Below are 15825 nucleotides of genomic sequence, written 5' to 3'. Positions count from 1 at the left end.
TTCATTAATCCAGTAAAAGCTCAGGTAAAAATAAGGATATTTCAGGAATAAACGTAACAATTAATAAGGTTGGCAACCAGGCAAACAAAATAATTAATAATGTTGGTTTTAGCATCTCATTAATGGGAGCATTCGCTAATTGCCCGCCAAAATATAATAACGGCGCGGTTGGAGGAGTAACATTTCCCATACCAAGATTCACCGCCAAAATAGCTGCAAAGTGGACCGGATCCACCCCTAAAGTCGTGACCACCGGAAGCAGGATTGGTGTAGTTAATAGCACACCACTCACATCATCCATGAGCATTCCAATCATTATCATAAATACGTTTAACATGAGTAATAGAATAATAGTATTTTCCGTTATCGAAAACAACAGATTCGTGATCAAGCCGGGAATATCCTCCATCACATAGATCCGGCTTAATATCATAATGGAAAAAACCATGACCATTACAATCCCGGTTGTCGTTGCCGCATCAATAAATACTTTCTTAAAATCTCTGATTTTCAACCCTTTATAGATCCATAAGCCAACCGGAATTGCATACAGTGCTGCAACGGCAGCAGCTTCTGTCGTTGTCATAATTCCGCCGTATATACCTCCCAGTATAATGATGGGCATTACGATTCCCGGCAATGCAACCATCGTCTTGATGCCAAACTTCTTCATTCTTTCGTTGACTTTTAATTCAGCATAGGAATGATCTGTTAAAGCCGGCTTTAAATCTGCCTTTCTTAAATAAATGACATTAAAAATACTCATCAATGTCATTAATATGATTCCCGGTACAACTGTAGACAAAAAACTCGCCAGTACAGACTGATTACTTAACCAGGCGTAAAGAATCATAATGCCGCTAGGTGGAATGAGAAGACCAAGTACAGAAGCATTGGAAACAAGTGTGGCAGCAAAGCCTCTTGGATAGCCTCTTTCGTCCAATCTGCCAAACATAATAGAACCAACAGTGGATAATGCTGCCATTGCACTTCCGGAAACAGAACCGAATATAGCACAGGCAACCACGGATACAATTCCTAATCCACCCTTAATTTTCCCAACCAATAATTCTGTCCATTCAATAATTACTTTACCAATTCCCCCATATTCCATCAGCTTCCCAGCAATAATGAATAACGGGATCGCCAGCAGGACAGAGGAACTTAATTGGCTATAGCCGTAGGGCAGCAAAAAACTTGGATCATAGCCCAAAGCTATCACCAAAAACAGTGTGGCCCCCAAAAAGGCAAATACGACAGGGACCCCAATGATTAATAATCCAATTAATATCGCAAGTGCAATTAATAGAAATACACCCATTATATATTCCCCTTACTTGTTCAGTTTTTTTACGTAGTTGAATTCCTTAATCAGATCCAAAAAAGTATATAATGTGATTAATAGAAAGCCGAATAAAATAGCGCTTTGCGGTATATATAATGGGTAGTTCCATGCAGTGGATGTTGCTCCACTATCCACTGTCCATCCAATAAACAATCCCGACCAATAGGTAAAGACCAGCGCAATGATTAAACTGATCAACGTACCAAATAATTTAATATACCCTTTTACTTTCTCACTCTTTATATAAACCTTTGTGATATCGGCTGATATATGTTTATTTTCATAGGTGCCATAGGAGGCACCTATGAAATACATCCAAAATGCAGGGATGATAATTAATTCTTCCAACCCGTATAAATCAGTGGAGAATACGTAGCGTAGAATAACAGTACTGACTAACCCTGTTAAAATCAAAATGGCAGATAAAATCATGATCCCTTTCTGCAAACTGATTAAATATCTCATCGTTTTTTTAACAATTGCACTCAAATTTTGTTCCTCCTATACTATTGGATATGTTCTAGAAGGTCATTTAATAAATCTTCACCAATAGAATCCTCAGCTGTAGGCCAAGTATGTTCCCGTGCATATTCCGCCATCTGCTGAATCTCTTCATCCGAAAATTCAACTACTTCAATTCCTTCTTCCTCCATTTTATTCCGGTATTCCTCTTCATCTTGCTCCGCTACATCGAAACTATCATTAGTCAATGCATCACTTGCTTCCTGAATGATTTGCTGATCCGTTTCATCCATGCCCTCAAAAAGATCTTTATTCACCAATAAATGAGTGGCTTCAAAAAAATCATTGTATTGATAATATGGTTAATAATATCTCCAAACTGTAAATAGTTCACCAATGGATGGCCACCGGTTCACCCTTCAGCAGTGCCGGATTGCAAAGCCTGGTACAAATCAGCATATGGAACAGACACCGTGTTAAATCCTAAATTTTGTGCATTGTTCGTTGTAATATCAATTCCCGGTACGCGCAAGAGGACATCCTTATCAGCTTCCGGATTCGTTGGTTCATTAATTGCTGTGGTCGTTCCTATTCCGCCAAAGCCCTCTGCAAAAAACCCGAGTAATTGGATGTTTTGCTCATTATGAATTTCCTGTAATGTTTCTCCAAAGAACGTGTCCATTTGAAAATGCTCTCTTACTTCCTCATAATTCGAAAACAAATAAGGTAAAATATTCATTTCCAATCGGCTGTCCAAATGCGTAGGTGTGGAAATCAACCCCATATCCACGGTACCTTTACTGATTTCTTCATACATTAATGTATAATCTCCCAATTGGTTGGCAGGAAAGATTTCCATCTCGATTCTTCCATCTGTTTCCGCACTGATTGTTTCCGCCATTTTCTCTAAAGCGATCGTATTGGGATGATCCTCATTATTCTGTCCGGCAACCCGAAGTGTCATTGATTCGCCTGCCGCTTCCGAAGTCCCTGATTCCTCTGTCTCCCCACCACCACATGCTGCCAAAACTAAAAGAAAAATGATAAAAGAAGAATAAACTATTTTTTTCATTGCTGCTCTCTCCATTTCTTTTTCTGAGTGATTTGTAAATAAGACTGCAACGGTTAACTGTTATACAGGTTTTATTTCCGGTTAAACCGTGAAGGATTAAAGTGTTCAATATAATGCGCTGTTTTTCCATGCACGATTAAATCGGAAGCAATTTCTCCCATTACCGGAGCCAATTTAAAACCATGACCCGAATAACCGGACATCACAACGATATTCTGACTATCTTCCAGTTTGCCAACAATCGCATGTTCATCCGGTGTATAGGCATCCATATGGACACTTAACCGAACCGGGTCAGGATTTATATCATGAAAATACTTTTCCACCAAGTGGCTTTGCCTTTTTATTTCACTGGTGGAGACGTTGTGCTCTAATCTGTCAGGATCATCGATCTCTTCTTCTGAACCGATTAATGCTATTTTTACCATCGAATTATCCAATGTAGGTGTCCCAAAATAATCATATTCTTTCGTGGTTCTGGCAAATATGGGAAAATTATCCACCTGATATTTAGATAAATCCTCCGGTATAAACCAGCTCATGATAATTCTGCGTGGCTTCACAACCTGATTGTATGCCGGCAATAGTTCACTTACCCAGGAGCCATTTGCCACAATTACCTGATCAAATTCATATTTCTGACTATTTGCAGTAATAATAACCTTCTCTCCGGTATCCTCTACCGCTTCCACCTTTTGATTTCTTCTAATCTCAGCGCCCAGTTTTGCAGCTTCATTAACAGCTGAGACGACTGCCAGCTCTGGCCTGAGAAATCCGGACTCCTTATCTAAAATTACAGCATCATCATCTTCAATCTTATGTTGAGGAAAAAGCTTGCGGGCCTCTTCCACAGTATATTGCGCATGATCAATATCAAAATCATTAATACAGGTAAGTACATTATTTACATTCTCTGTATTCTTTTTTCCGATCGTTAATCCGCCGGTCATGCTGAGTAATTTATTCCCGGATTCCTTCTCCAGATCTCTCCATAAATTACTAGCGCTTCTCAGTAACGGAACATATTCTGCTCCTTCCCGGTAAGCAGTTCTAAACAGCCTGGATTCACCACCCACTGCCGAGCGGTCATGTCCAATCCCAAATTGTTCAAATCCGGTTACCGATATATCACGCTTCGCCAATTGCCATACAGCCATACTCCCCATGGTTCCCAGACCAATAACTGCTACTTTCATGCTGTTCTTCCTCCTGTCATAAATACGGTTAATTTTTAGAAAAATAAATATGAGATTAATACTAACAAAACAAACGACATATTTCAACGTAATATGACTTTTTTTCACAGGTAATATATTGCTATTCACTGACTATACTTGAATTAGCTCTATAATCCCCCTAAAATGAACCACAGGGACAGATTCCCCGGTCCAATCTGGTTCTGTGGTCTATGCTCCCTTATCATTTCTTGTATGGACGAATATGCTACCCCCTGCACGCTGAATTACCGTCTTAGATATTCCTGTTATTCGTGATAATTGCCTTTGTGATACGCCATTCAGTGACTTCAATTTTGCAAGTACCGCATCCCTGGTTTCTTTATCCATTTGCTGCAGTGTACGCATATTCCGAATTCCTAATTGATATAAAAATACTCTCACTTCATCGTCCGATCTTCTTATTTTGACAAAATCCTCTAGGCTCTAATCATTATTCGGTTGTTTCATATATTCGATATATAATTCAATTGCTTTGTTCCTATCAGGTGAAAATAAATCCCCCCCTATCTATATCCACCATTTGTACGCTATGAATATATTCGTTGACACTTGTCCACCTGCTTTCAAATACATTTCTCACTAGTCCTGCTTTTACTGAATTTTGATGAATGTACCTGAGTACGGTTAAAAAATATGCAGTTGACTATCGTTCTCCGATTTGAACCTTACATAAGATTCTTCTTGTAAATTGATTCACAATTGTATCTCCATCATAGTAACGCCATCCTACGATAAAGAAATCAAAATGGAAATGATTATCCAAAACACCGATTGGGGCAACAAATTCAAATGCTAGTTATATTTGACACATAAAAGTAGAGAGTGAGCTGAAAAAAATCACTTTCGGATCACTCTTATTTATTTAAAGTATACACAACAGCTAAATCCCACCTACTAATGCAGGTGGGATTTAATCAAAGTTTACATGTCTTTAGGGAAAGTAACCTTTTTTTATTCATTCATTTTCCCTACCTTATCTAAACCTAAAAGCTAGAATGAGACAGGTACGGATAATTAAAAAGGCCCCAAATTAATGGCGAGAGCAATTATAAGCGCTATACCTCCAATAATCATCCAAATGAATAATAAAGGTAGCATGAATTTTAACCATTTGACCCATGAAACCCTTGCAACAGCTATACTAGCCATCAGAATACCTGATGTTGGTGCAATTGTGTTTGTAAATCCATCACCCATATTGTAGGCTAGTACTGCAACTTGTCTTGGGATTTCTATAATATCTGCAAGCGGTGCCATTATTGGCATTACAATCGCAGCCTGACCACTTCCTGATGTGATGATCAAATTTAATAACAGATTAAACACATATATTCCTATCGCACCAATAGTAGCAGGAAGGGGTTCTATAATCGTTGCAATGCTTTGAACCACACTATCTAAAATCATTCCATTCTCTAAAACAACTACAATTGATCTGGCCAGCCCAACAATTAAAGCAGCATAAACCATTCCTTGAGCACCCTTAACAAACTTTCTTACAAACTCATTTGGATTTATTTTCGCAATAATAGCGGTGCCAATTCCAATTATGATAAAAATCGCTGCCATTTCGTTTAAACCCCATCCATCTTGAAAAACTCCAATTGTGTATATAGTTAAACAAGCAGCAAAATACAATAACACAAATTTCATTGTTCGGGTAAATGGCAAGGTTTGATCTTCAGATTCTGATTGTAAATCCGTACTAAATCGATTCTTTCCCATGATACTTTTGCTCGGGTCATTTTCTATCTTTCTAATATAGTAAAGAATATATAATATTGATGATAAAAGGATAAATAGATAAATGATAAACCGAAACCATAATGCACTAAATACCGGCAATCCAGCAATTTCCTGCCCAAATCCGGTCGTTATCGGATCTAACCCAGCTACCGTATAACCCGAATAAGCACCTAAGTAAACGAGCGCTACTCCCACAATAGCATCCAAATTAAATGCTCTTGCAATCACTACCCCAACGGGAATAAATGCAATTACTGCAGTGTGTAAGACACCTAGATACAGAAATCACAAGTATTACTTTCTTGTCTCTTGTTTTGTCAATTAAGCGCATTATACCAGTATTTATCGCTCCTGTGGACTCAATGATTGCAAATGAACCGCCAATAATTAAAACGAGAAAAATAATATTGGCTGCTTCCATCATTCCACTTTGAATAGCGAGAAAAAAATCCATCAGTCCTACAGGATTACTTTCAACTGTTGTATAGCTATCGGGAATTACAGTCGGAACAAGGCCTTCTCCTCCTCGTTCATAGGAACCTGCCGGAATAATATATGTTGCTATAGTAGCTAAAATCAACATAATGAATAGAATAATATAGGAATCCGGCATATGAAAAGGTCTTTTCTTACTTGACTGTAATTTTTCCTTTTCCAACTTCAAAATTACTCACTCCCTTTTGAAATTTCTTCTTAACCAATGATTAAGTTATCCAGATCTCTCGGATAGTACGTAACCTTTTCTATTCCATCGTCCGTAATGACAATCGTATCAGAATGGCGGAAAGCACCTAACCCCTCTACGTACAGCCCTGGTTCCACGGAAAATACCATCCCCGGTTCTAAGATTGTATGATCACCCAGATCAAAGAAAGGAGCTTCATGGTTCAATAAACCCATATTATGGCCGGTGTGATGTAATACATATTGGGTAAGCCCATTTTCTTTATAGTAGTGTTGCACTTCTTCTTCTACTTTTGAAGCAGGAATTCCTGGTTTGATTGTTTGAAAAGCAATCTCCTGTGCATTAAACATATGGGTAAAAAACTTCTCCTGCTTCTCACTAACCTCCTGAATAAACATCGTACGTTCTAACTCACTTTTATAGCCCCAAACATCTGCTGCTGCTTGAGATACAACATTATAGCCGCGTTTAAATAATGCATTCTGATTTTGAGAATGCGGAAACGCAGAATGTGGCCCTATTTGACCTCGATAAAACGCATGTGCCGGATTACCATAAGGTCTATAATTATGGCCCAGTGTTTCAAACATAGCCTTTGTTGCCTCAGAAGTTGCTCGACTCTCTACTTCCATCTCTCTCGTTCCCTCTTTTGTATATTTCACAAGTAGATTATGAGCTAAATTTCCCCATCTGGCAGACTCCTTTATCAATTCTAATTCATCAGACGACTTAATATAACGTATTCTTTCAACTTCACCCTTTAACGAAACTATCTTCTTAACATTCACAAGATCAGTAATTACAGGTCCCTCATAACCCTTTGCTGAACTATAGCCTTTGGCATCTACTCCCATTTTTTTGGTTTGAAAACCATATGTAATAAGTACTTCTTTCAAGTATTCCATGGGATGTTTTAATCCAGGGTATTCGGGATAATGGTGAACATAATCAATAACCGCATACTCCTCAGCATGGGATTTTTCCATAAATGGAACAAACAAATGCGTTTCGGATTATTCATCAACAAAAAAAGCAATAGGTCTTTCAGAAGGTCTAAATTGAAATCCGGTTAAGTAAAATATATCTGTGGTACTAAATAAAATAGCTACCTCTGCATTTTTCTGCTGCATTTTCTCGAAAAATAGTTTTTGTCTTTTTTCTATCTCTTTACTGCTTATCTCTAAAATCATATAATCACTCCATTTGCTAAATTTTCATTGAATTAATACTAACAATTAATGTATTATATGTATAATATATAATTAATAACAATTTATATCTTTTTGGAATAGTGGAGGTAATATGGAACTACGACAGCTGCGTTATTTTATTACAGTTGCTACACATCTTAACTTCAGTATGGCTGCTAAAAAATTAAATATCTCTCAACCGCCCTTAAGCAAGCAAATTAAACAACTGGAGGAAGAACTCGGTGTTCAGTTATTGTTTAGAACCAACAGAGAGGTAAGATTAACAGAAGCAGGAAAACATTTCTTTGAAACAGCAAAAAAGACCTTGGCGATGATTGATAGAGATGTAAAAGCAGTGAAGAAAATACATAATGGAGAAACAGGATCTATAACGATAGGATTTGGAGGATCTGTTGTGTATGATTTGCTACCTAAGATAATTAAAGAAATTCGCTCTCAATATCCTGATATAACATTAAACGTTAGACAATTAACAACAGATGAACAAGTTAAATCTTTATTAAATGGATCAATCGATGTGGGCTTATTAGTCCCCCCAATCGAAAATGAAAAGATTTCCTATTTCCCAGTACGGGAAGAAACATTTGTCGCATGCCTGCCAAAGCTACACCCTTTAGCTAACCAAAAAGAGCCTGTGGATATAAAAAAGTTTGCTAACGAAAAAATTATAATGACACCAGAATCATCGGGAAAAGGGTACTATAATTCCGTGATTTCTCTTTGTTATAAGGGAGGATTCTATCCTAATATTACACAAACTGCACAGGAGCAACAAACCTTAGTTTCATTGGTTGCATCCGAACTGGGAATTGCTTTTGTACCAGCGTCCACCAAAAAGATCATCCATGAAAACGTACGATATGTCCACCTTAAACAGCAACATAAAAAAGTAACAGCACTTGCTTGGAATACTGATTATGCTATACCAGTTGTTAAACTGTTCATTGAGTTGATACAGAGGATTAATTTTAGGATTTAATTGGCAAGATAAACGAAGGTTCTCTTTCTTTTTCTTAGTAATTCAGACTCATTTTTATAGTCGCTCTCTCAAATTAGGAGGGACTACTTATCATGCACTTTTTTTAGAAGTGGTTCTTTTGAAAAGACAATGCCCTTCTTCAGCATAGACGTAGTCTCTTGGAATCAGTTTGACACTACCAAAAGAAAAACTTACATCCATTCAGCGCCAGCAGTACAAGCGCTTCAATCAGCAGTGATAATACCACTACTTCGGAAAGCAACTCTGTCAATTCAATCACTTCAGAAAACAGCACGGTAGTCAATGCTACAAGCTATGATGCCAATGAAACCGAGGGTGCGGCTTACGACATTAAAGGCAGTGAAAGTGGAATCTATCATGTTACTGGCAGCACTTATTCTGACCGCCAACCAATGTCGTCCAGTGGTTTTATTCCACCGTGGAAGCCGATAATGCCGGTTATAGAGCTTCCAAGAATTAGAGTCAAGCTATTGTATCAAAAGAATTTTGAAAGGAGATGCAATGAATTCGGAAAAGAAAGTACGTTTTGCCGAGGGTACACTTCATCACATAAAAGTGGAAACAACCGTTTTTTCACCAGAAAACCAGGAGTTGGGTGTTGCCATGCTCTCGGAAGAAAATGATGGGGGGTTATATTACGCTTATTGGCACAGGATGAAGAATCCTTCTTCCCCGATCCAGCTTTCAGCTTCGGTACAAAGAAAGAGATGAAAAATTTCATTAAACGGCTGCCTGAGATGAGTGGATTAGAGATGCTTCTGTCGCTAAATCCACTACCACGTGTAGCAGAGGAATAGTAGAGCTTTTGTACACAAAGGACAATAACATTTTAACTGAATCTATGTAGAAATTTTTGCATCAAGACGTACATGAAGGAGGCTTCGTCGCCCCCAATCTTTCCCATGTCTTGTTTTACTTTTTCAGTATAAATAAAGAACAGCTATTGGGGGTAAGGGAGTTATTACATGGATGGATATCTAGCTTTAATAGTAAACGCTTGTTAGGCAATAGACAGTTAATTTGATCTTTTTTGAATCAAGATGGGTAGAATCGATGGAATTTTTTTAGCCAAAAGACTTGGTGACTCTACTATAGGGACATGATGCCCACTGTGGCCAAAGGCAAGGCCTTCCCCCGAGCAACAACTTCTCCACTAGTAAATTGAACCCGGTAATCAGAGATTCTCAAATTAGATGTAACCATTCCTCTAATTAGGTAGATAGAAAAGGCACCACCAAAAGTTGGTTATCATACCTTTTGGGAGCCCTTAATTTACCTACCTTATTAACTGCTCTGATTAACTGAACTTAAGCCTATATTACTTTGTTTTTGTTTATACTGAATAAATATCACTGCACCAAACACCAATAAGCCAATAAGTGATGTCATAACTTCAGGAAATAATAATAATGAGGAGGCAATCAACAGAAGCAATGCCTGCCAAATCCTTATTTTATCCACAAAATGCCATTCAATTAAGGCACTAATTGCTATTAACCCAGCTAAAGTTGCAACAGCTGCAAAAATTGCCTCAAATAAATTTGCATCTACAAATAATAGTTCAGGCCTATAAACAAAAAAGATTGGTAATAGAAAACCTGGAAGTGCAAGCTTAGTGGCATGCAATGCTGTTTTTAAATAGTTACCACCCGATATACCTGTTGCGACAATAGCGCCGATACCCACAGGTGGAGTGACAGCAGCCATTAATGCAAAATAAAAAACATAAAAATGCGCAACCATAGCCGGAATACCAAAGTTAACCATCGCTGGCGCTGCTAATAAAGCGACTGTTAAATAAGCGCCGGTAGTAGGCATTCCCAAACCGAATATTAAACACGTGATGGCAACTAAAATCAGTAATAGAGGCAAGTAGCCTCCAGCTATGTCAATCATCTGGAATGACATTCTTTGGGCAAAGCCAGTGACAACAAACAATTCAATCATTATACCTAAACTAGCCATCATTAAACCCAATTTTGTCCCATTTATTGCACCCGACTTTAAAGATTCTACCAAGAACGATCCCATATCTTGAGCAAATACTTTTAAATTATTATGGACGATAATCTTTTTAATACATACTAGTATAAACAGTGATAAAATGGCATAAAGTGCAGCCAGGGTAACTGGGACCCTTAAATATAATGCTAATACTAAAACAATTAAAGATATCATTAAATATCCATCTTCTTTTAAAGCCTGCAAAGTATTTACCTTTTCTTCACTTTTCATTGAAATGTTTACTTTAACCGCTCTAACCTGTATACTTACAGCCAAATATAAGTAATAAATTAAAGCTGGCAATAATGCTGCAATAAGAATTTCAGCATAGGAGACGCCGAGGTTTGTAGCCATTAGAAAGGCTGCTGCCCCCATTACAGGCGGCATTATTTGGCCACCGGTAGATGCTACTGCTTCAACTGCCCCCGCGTATTCTCTACTCAAACCTTTCTTGTTCATCATTGGAATAGTAATGGATCCAGTTGTTGCAACATTGGTAGAAATATTACCGGAAACTGAACCCATAAAAGCACTAGAAATCACAGCAGCCTGTGCTGGACCTGACCGAAAACGCCCCCCTACACCTTGGGCAATTCTCATAAAAAAGTTGGTAGCGCCCGCTGCCTGCAGTGTAGTTCCTAATAAAACAAACATAAAGACTTCTCTAGCCCCAATACCGGTAAATGATCCATAAATTCCTTGGAAATTTGTACTTGCATAAGCAATTAAACGTTCAAATGATAGGCCAGAATGATAAAGTATGCCTGGCATATATTGACCGAAGAATCCATATAACATAGCAATTAGTACAATAGAGGGTATAATAAATCCCCACGCCCTACGTGTTGCTTCTAGAACCATTACTACTAAAATAAACCCAACAATAGTATCCGAAGTACTAGGAAGTCCAATATTAGTTGATATAGATTCGTAGTTAATAAAGATAAAAGCTGAAGCGCCAATAGCAATTATTAATAATCCAGTTCTTAATATCCTTTTGAACAGAATTGCTTTTCCTTCTACTTTCTGAAGAGAAAGCAAGTAAACAATAACTAAACCAAAAGTGATATGAAGCACTTTATGTTCGTCAAGTGAAACAACCAGCCATTGGGTGGAAAATATATGGTATAAACTAGCAATCACAGCGATTATTGTGATAATCAACCCAAAGTTTAATTTAAATCTATTCTTATTCACCTAGTATGCTCCTTTCTAAAATAAGGAGGAGGGTTCCTCCTTATTTTTAGTCATCACTAATTACCATGTCATCTTCCCATATACCTTCTTCTTGAAAGTATTTTGCTGCACCTGGGTGAACTGGATACTCTTTCACCAAACCTTCAACAGCATAATCTAGTTCAAATATATTCAATTCAGGACTTATATTGCGAACTTCTTCCTCATTTTCATATAATACTTTCACTAACTCATAAACTATATCTTCATCAGTGTCCGGGCTTGTTACAAGCATACCTGTCATCCCAGGTGCTTCCACATCCTCTGTATAAAAATCAAATGTATCCTCTAAAGCTGTTTCAATACTTAATCCTTCATTATTTTCGGTCACTGTTTCTAAAATGTTTCTGTCAAATTCTAATGGTCTAAGACCCATGGACTGAGCTAATTCTTGGAAAGGAGCTGCAACTAAATTACCAGCCATATGGAATAAAACAGAAGCATCAATTTGACCAGCATTTAAAGCATCTGCTGCTTCCTGATAGTTTAAGTGTTCTAAATTTATCTCATCGATAATATCGTACCCTTCTTCTCCTAAAACCGCATTGGCAATAATAGATGAAGAGCCACCTGTTGTACCAACATTTAATCTTTTTCCTTTAAGATCTTCAATAGATTGAATATCTGAATCCATTGGCACTAATATCGGCAGAGACCAATAACCATAGGCAAAAACCTGACTGAATTCCGTTTGTTCCTGAAAAGGTTCTATTCCTTTTGTAGCTGCATATAATACATCACTAGTAGCCTGTCCCATTTGAATTTCTTCCTGGTTAAGTAATACGATGTTTTCTGCACCGCCTGCAGTTGAAATAGTTGAATTTCTAAAATCATCGACATAATTATTTGCAGTAGAGGCTAAAGCTTCAATAATGACATAGCCCTGTGAACCTAAAGATGCTGATCCCCAAGTAAGTGTTTCATTACCTCCGCCATTACTTCCTTCCTCGCCCGATTCTTGATTACATGCACTTAGCAAAATAACTAGAACAAGAAAAAATATACTGAACTTTAAGGTTTTCATTTAAATTCTCCTTTAAATTTAGTTGTTCTTAATAATTTCTCCATTTTTTATTACCATGTTTTGTTCTTTTAAATTCTCAACATCGTCCAATGGATTTGACTTAACAACTAACATGTCAGCGTAAGCACCAGTTTTAAGAACTCCACGGTTTTTTAAATTTATAGCATCTGCTGCTACAGAAGTAGATGCTTCTATAACATCCAATTCTGACATTCCAGCTTGTTTCATTATTTCAAATTCCTTGAAGATGTCTTCGGGTGGATTGCATGGAGAACCAGCGTCAGTTCCAGTCGCAATTTTAACTCCATATTCAACAGCTTTTTCTAACATACTAAAGTGGGTCTCAACGACAATTTTTGCCTTCTCTACGGCATACTCCGGTATTCCTAATTCTTTACCTTCAGCTATACGCACCATTGCTACCATAGTAGGAACTAAAAAAGTACCTTGTGTTACAAATAACTCTAAAGCCTTTTCATCTGCATAGATAGCATGCTCAACAGTATCTACGCCGGCATGTAAACAATTATATATTCCAGTCAAACCTTGTGCGTGACATGCAACTGGTATATTTTTTTTATGTGCTTCTTCTACTGCTACCTGAATCTCTTCTTTAGTTAACTGTGGGGAGCCAGGTTCTTCACCTTCAGAATATATCCCTCCTGTAGCAAATAATTTCACTACATCTACCCCATCTTTCAATAATTGACGTGTTCCTTTTCGAACCTCAACTTCACCATCAACTTCTTTTCCAGTTCTAAAATGACCTCCAGTCATGATGAGAGGTGTTCCGCAACTGGAGATATTTGGCGCCTCAAATAAACCAGTTTTAACAGCATCCCTCACTGCTAATGTTGTGAAACCCGTAGACCCCAAATCTCGAATCGATGTTACACCTATATTTAAATGCTCCTTAGCATTTTTTAATGCATGAAGCGTAATCATTTCCATACTTTCATTTTTTATTAGCGCATCAGGGTGTGCACTCCCATTTCGCATAATATGAACATGACCATTTATTAAACCAGGTAAAACCCAATTTCCTTTTAAATTAAAAGTCTCATCGTATACTAGATTACTTGCTTTCTCTTCAAAGTTTTCACCAACCTCGATTATTTTACCATTATCATTGTTAAATATAATGTAGCCTTTACCATTGTTTATTACATCTTTATTTTCACCAATAATAATATTTGCATTATAAAAAGCTTTTATCATCTCTATTTACCTCCTGCACTATAATATTATTAAATCGCTTTCATATTGTTGAATAAACCATCAATTCACCTACCATAAAAAATATAATTATTATTTTTAGTTTCAATTCTTTCTAAGCTTTTTTATAACTTAGCAAATTAACTTCATGATGTCAATATTAAATATTGCAAAATGCTAAATAATTATTAATAATCCTTACTAATATAAGGGTACAAACTTTATCATCTTAATTATTGGTGATAATTACTAAATTCACCTTTTGTATTTCATTTAATGTGAAACAACAAATTAGATGGATATCTAGCTTACTGTCCCAAATTTTTTCCACTTCTTCATCAACATTTCGTGGTGAAGTGAATTCTCTTGATTATGCTCCTGCTCCATCCTCCTCCACGTTAAAACACCCTGCTTCCCCATCATCCTCAATAATAAAACGGCGATATAAGTAGGAATATCCGACATAATGAATCGCTTGTGTGGAGTCGTAAAAAAAACAGCTGGGTTATTTACGAACCAAAAGCAACACAGAGATTATCAAGTTTACCAAAAAGATGGAATTAATCTGTCCAGCATTCAAGTGAAATATGTTATACTTAATTATTAAAGTCTTATTTTTCTTCAGCTGCGGTATCGGATGAATATTTGATTACTTATGTCTAAGACACGTGAATAGAAATACTGCAAGAAGCTGGAATCATAGCTGTAATTTTTAACAACTGCTGCACACTGGAAAAAGTACATACATTTAGCAGTTAATTGAAGAAAAAGTAAACTACAGGAGACCATTATGCTAAATAAAAATGATATTATTCCACTATATGTTCAATTAAAACGTATACTCAGGTCGCAAATTCTTAGTGGTGTTTTCAAGGAAATGGACATGCTTCCGTCTGAAACGCAACTCATGAAGAAATATCAAATCACTAGAACAACGATCCGAAAAGCATTAGCTGAACTCAATAAGGAAGGGCTTGTTCAACAGGTTCATGGCAAGGGAACCTATGTTAGGCTTCGTGAAACAAAGGATACAGTTTGGAATTTTCAAGGGTTTTCGGATTTAGCCCGCAGGCAAAATCAAAAGCCAATCACCAAAGTATTGGAAAAAGAAACCTATGCAAAAGATGGCGATCACTTTTTGAAGCTGGTTCGTTTACGAGGATTAAAATCGGAGGAAACAACTACTTGGATGACCATTGATACTTCACATTTACCTTTGAAAATATTCCCTAATATAGAAGATAATAATTTTTCCTCCACATCTCTATATAAATTAATGCGGGAAACCTATAACATATATCCACATTATGCAAATTTAAACATTGAACCTATAATAAGCACGCCCCTCATACGTGATCGATTTGAATTGCCAGAAGAACAACCTTTATTAAGAAGTTCCGGCATCGTTCTGACAGAGAGTAACATTGAAATAGAACGTATCGAAATTATTTATAGTCAAAATTTCAAGTTCAAACTTTCTCAATACATCTAGTCTTACATACTATTTCTATAGTAACCCCCCCTTTCATGCATGATAGGCTAACATTCTAACTTACTTAGATAAATTTAATCTAACGAGATTGACAA

General features: G+C 37.0%; 15 protein-coding genes and 1 pseudogene. 3 read left to right on the top strand and 13 right to left on the bottom strand.

The window, feature by feature from the left end; translation table 11 throughout:
* Window positions 1-4: 4 nt before the first annotated feature.
* The 10 genes and pseudogenes from ACDX78_RS11805 to ACDX78_RS11760 all read right to left on the bottom strand — a co-directional run bounded on the left by ACDX78_RS11805 (window position 5) and on the right by ACDX78_RS11760 (window position 7738).
* The gene (locus tag ACDX78_RS11805; RefSeq protein WP_486028107.1) at window positions 5-1321 is read right to left on the bottom strand and encodes a TRAP transporter large permease; all 1317 of its coding nucleotides are present in this window, start codon (window positions 1319-1321) and stop codon (window positions 5-7) included.
* A gap of 12 nt (window positions 1322-1333) precedes the next feature.
* Window positions 1334-1834 (bottom strand): TRAP transporter small permease, encoded by a 501-nt coding sequence (locus ACDX78_RS11800; protein WP_486028105.1) that lies wholly within the window; start codon window positions 1832-1834, stop codon window positions 1334-1336.
* 17 nt (window positions 1835-1851) lie between these two features.
* Window positions 1852-2145: pseudogene (locus ACDX78_RS11795) on the bottom strand (hypothetical protein); the annotation flags it as partial.
* A 74-nt stretch (window positions 2146-2219) separates the two neighbouring features.
* Entirely contained in the window at window positions 2220-2879 is a 660-nt protein-coding gene (gene dctP / locus ACDX78_RS11790) for a TRAP transporter substrate-binding protein DctP (protein ID WP_486028103.1), read from the bottom strand.
* Window positions 2880-2950: 71 nt separating this feature from the next.
* A complete protein-coding gene (gene solA / locus ACDX78_RS11785; protein ID WP_486028101.1) occupies window positions 2951-4075 on the bottom strand; it encodes an N-methyl-L-tryptophan oxidase in 1125 nt (374 codons plus the stop codon).
* 210 nt (window positions 4076-4285) lie between these two features.
* Complete coding sequence (locus ACDX78_RS11780; RefSeq protein ID WP_486028099.1) at window positions 4286-4462, bottom strand: hypothetical protein; 177 nt, start codon at window positions 4460-4462, stop codon at window positions 4286-4288.
* Between the two features lie 669 nt (window positions 4463-5131).
* Entirely contained in the window at window positions 5132-6070 is a 939-nt protein-coding gene (locus ACDX78_RS11775) for a Na+/H+ antiporter NhaC family protein (protein WP_486028098.1), read from the bottom strand.
* 1 nt (window position 6071) lies between these two features.
* Window positions 6072-6527: a hypothetical protein gene (locus tag ACDX78_RS11770; protein ID WP_486028097.1), complete on the bottom strand. Its 456-nt coding sequence runs from the start codon at window positions 6525-6527 to the stop codon at window positions 6072-6074.
* Between the two features lie 29 nt (window positions 6528-6556).
* Entirely contained in the window at window positions 6557-7534 is a 978-nt protein-coding gene (locus tag ACDX78_RS11765) for a M24 family metallopeptidase (RefSeq protein ID WP_486028096.1), read from the bottom strand.
* 27 nt (window positions 7535-7561) lie between these two features.
* Window positions 7562-7738: an aminopeptidase P family N-terminal domain-containing protein gene (locus tag ACDX78_RS11760; protein ID WP_486028094.1), complete on the bottom strand. Its 177-nt coding sequence runs from the start codon at window positions 7736-7738 to the stop codon at window positions 7562-7564.
* A 112-nt stretch (window positions 7739-7850) separates the two neighbouring features.
* Between ACDX78_RS11760 and ACDX78_RS11755 the strand changes: the two genes are divergently transcribed.
* Both ACDX78_RS11755 and ACDX78_RS11750 read left to right on the top strand, forming a co-directional pair.
* Window positions 7851-8738 (top strand): LysR family transcriptional regulator, encoded by an 888-nt coding sequence (locus ACDX78_RS11755; RefSeq protein WP_486028093.1) that lies wholly within the window; start codon window positions 7851-7853, stop codon window positions 8736-8738.
* Window positions 8739-9260: 522 nt separating this feature from the next.
* Window positions 9261-9470 (top strand): hypothetical protein, encoded by a 210-nt coding sequence (locus ACDX78_RS11750; protein WP_486028091.1) that lies wholly within the window; start codon window positions 9261-9263, stop codon window positions 9468-9470.
* A gap of 573 nt (window positions 9471-10043) precedes the next feature.
* Here the strand turns inward: ACDX78_RS11750 and ACDX78_RS11745 are convergent.
* From ACDX78_RS11745 to ACDX78_RS11735, 3 genes are read right to left on the bottom strand one after another with little or no spacing between them, the layout of a single operon-like run.
* Entirely contained in the window at window positions 10044-11960 is a 1917-nt protein-coding gene (locus ACDX78_RS11745) for a TRAP transporter permease (RefSeq protein WP_486028089.1), read from the bottom strand.
* A 46-nt stretch (window positions 11961-12006) separates the two neighbouring features.
* Window positions 12007-13023 (bottom strand): TAXI family TRAP transporter solute-binding subunit, encoded by a 1017-nt coding sequence (locus tag ACDX78_RS11740; protein ID WP_486028087.1) that lies wholly within the window; start codon window positions 13021-13023, stop codon window positions 12007-12009.
* Window positions 13024-13041: 18 nt separating this feature from the next.
* Entirely contained in the window at window positions 13042-14241 is a 1200-nt protein-coding gene (locus ACDX78_RS11735; protein WP_486028085.1) for a metal-dependent hydrolase family protein, read from the bottom strand.
* A gap of 787 nt (window positions 14242-15028) precedes the next feature.
* Between ACDX78_RS11735 and ACDX78_RS11730 the strand changes: the two genes are divergently transcribed.
* Entirely contained in the window at window positions 15029-15730 is a 702-nt protein-coding gene (locus tag ACDX78_RS11730) for a GntR family transcriptional regulator (protein ID WP_486028083.1), read from the top strand.
* The last annotated feature ends 95 nt before the right edge of the window (window positions 15731-15825 follow it).

The organism is Virgibacillus oceani (assembly GCF_041521345.1).
In the GTDB taxonomy this organism is placed as follows: Bacteria; Bacillota; Bacilli; order Bacillales; family Amphibacillaceae; genus Virgibacillus_N; species Virgibacillus_N oceani_A.
Note: the sequence above shows the minus strand (reverse complement) of the source record. Positions and strands in the feature narration are given on the sequence as shown.